Annotated in this window: 2 protein-coding genes and 1 pseudogene; all 3 read left to right on the forward strand. The window is 48.7% G+C overall.

From position 1 onward, the window contains the following. Positions 1–132 precede the first annotated feature (132 nt). Positions 133–437, forward strand: a pseudogene (locus SOP96_RS19860) (DUF4134 domain-containing protein). Positions 438–448: 11 nt separating this feature from the next. After that, positions 449–778: a DUF4133 domain-containing protein gene (locus SOP96_RS19865; RefSeq protein ID WP_084019010.1), complete on the forward strand. Its 330-nt coding sequence runs from the start codon at positions 449–451 to the stop codon at positions 776–778. Continuing rightward, positions 775–2,051: TraG family conjugative transposon ATPase (locus tag SOP96_RS19870; protein WP_326322598.1), on the forward strand; the 1,277-nt coding region annotated here is incomplete at its 3' end. The genes SOP96_RS19865 and SOP96_RS19870, both read left to right, overlap by 4 nt.

A 2,051-nucleotide genomic window follows, 5' to 3' on the forward strand; every position in this document is an offset into this window, starting at 1 on the left:
CTATAAAGCCACTCACAGCCAAACACTTCCTCTGACTGCCACTTTACGGTAACGCCTCTTTTTCCACAAGACATTTGTCCCGAAAGCTCGCAAGGTGCGGGATAAACAGTAACAAATTAATGTGTTTCAATTATGGAAAAACAGAGAAAAAAAATTTTGCTGGCAGCCGTGGCAATGCTGTCAGGAATTGGTGCGTTCGCACAGGGAAACGGTTCTGCGGGTATCAACGAGGCTACCCAAATGGTAACAAGTTATTTCGACCCCGCAACCCAATTAATCTACGCCATCGGTGCGGTGGTTGGGCTCATCGGAGGCGTAAGGTGTACAACAAATTCAGTTCCGGCGACCCTGATACGAGCAAGACCGCAGCTTCGTGGTTCGGTGCGTGTATCTTCCTGATTGTTGCCGCTACTATCCTGCGTTCATTCTTCCTTTAATCCGTTGCCTTATGAATTACAATATCAACAAAGGCATCGGCAGGACGGTGGAATTTAAAGGGCTGAAAGCGCAATACCTGTTCATTTTCGCAGGTGGGCTACTTGGTACGCTTATCCTCGTGATGATACTGTATATGGCAGGCGTAAACTCTTACATCTGCCTATTCCTCGGAGCAGGCGGTGCTTCGCTCATTATATGGCAGACCTTTTCGTTGAACAGGAAGTATGGCGAACACGGGCTGATGAAAATTGCAGCCAATAAAAGGCATCCCCGCTACATCATCTGCCGCAAGCCTGTACACCGCTATTTAAAATTCACACCTAAACAGAATGCCGTATGAGAAATGTAGCAAAGACCACCACACTGGAAAACAAATTTCCTTTGTTGGCAGTAGAGAACAACTGCATCTTATCCAAAGATGCGGACATTACCGCCTGCTTTGAAGTGCGTTTGCCGGAACTGTTCACGGTAGCTTCTGCGGAATACGAAGCCATTCACTCCGCCTGGCACAAGGCTATCAAAACCCTGCCTGATTTTACGGTCATTCACAAACAGGATTGGTACATCAAGGAAAGCTATGCGCCCGATTTGGCAATCGAAGACCAGAGCTTTTTATCAAAGTCCTATCAACGCCATTTCAACGAGCGACCGTTCCTGAACCACTATTGCTACCTGTTCCTGACAAAGACCACAAAGGAAAGAATGCGGATGCAAAGCAACTTCAGTTCGCTTTGCAAGGGTACGCTGATACCAAAGGAAATCAGGAACAAGGAAACGATACACCGCTTTATGGAGGCGGTCGCCCAGTTTGAGCGCATCGTGAACGATAGCGGTTTTGTGAGCCTGCGGCGTTTGACCGAAGAGGACATTATCGGAACGGACGATACACAGGGATTACTGGAACAGTACCTCACTTTATCGAGGGGAGCCGGAACACCAATGCAGGACATCGCACTCGGAAACGAAGAGGTGCGCATCGGTAACAAAAGGTTAAGCCTGCATACCCTTTCAGATACGGACGACCTGCCCGGAACGGTATCGGCAGATACCCGTTTTGAAAAGCTATCTACCGACCGTAGCGACTGCCGCCTGTCATTCGCCGCACCCGTGGGCTTGCTGTTAAGCTGTAACCACATTTACAACCAGTACATTTTTTTGGATAACAGCGAAGACAACCTGCAAAAGTTTGAGAAGTCCGCAAGGAATATGCACTCACTGGCGAGGTACAGCCGTGCCAACCAAATCAACAAAGAGTGGATAGAAAAGTACCTGAACGAAGCCCACAGCTTCGGGCTGTCCTCAATCCGTGCGCACTTCAACATTATGGCGTGGTCGGAAGACCCTGCGGAACTGAAGCAGCTAAAGAACGATTGCGGTAGTGCGTTGGCACTGATGGAGTGTAAGCCTCGGCACAACACTACGGATGTAGCCACTTTGTATTGGGCAGGAATGCCCGGCAATGCGGGCGACTTCCCCAGTGAGGAAAGTTTTTACACTTTTATCGAACCTGCACTGTGCTTCTTTACGGAAGAAACCAACTACCACAATTCGCCCTCACCGTTCGGTATCAAGATGGCTGACAGGCTTACAGGAAAACCTATCCATTTGGATAT

The organism is Chryseobacterium salviniae (assembly GCF_035819015.1).
Taxonomy (GTDB): domain Bacteria; phylum Bacteroidota; class Bacteroidia; order Flavobacteriales; family Weeksellaceae; genus Chryseobacterium; species Chryseobacterium salviniae.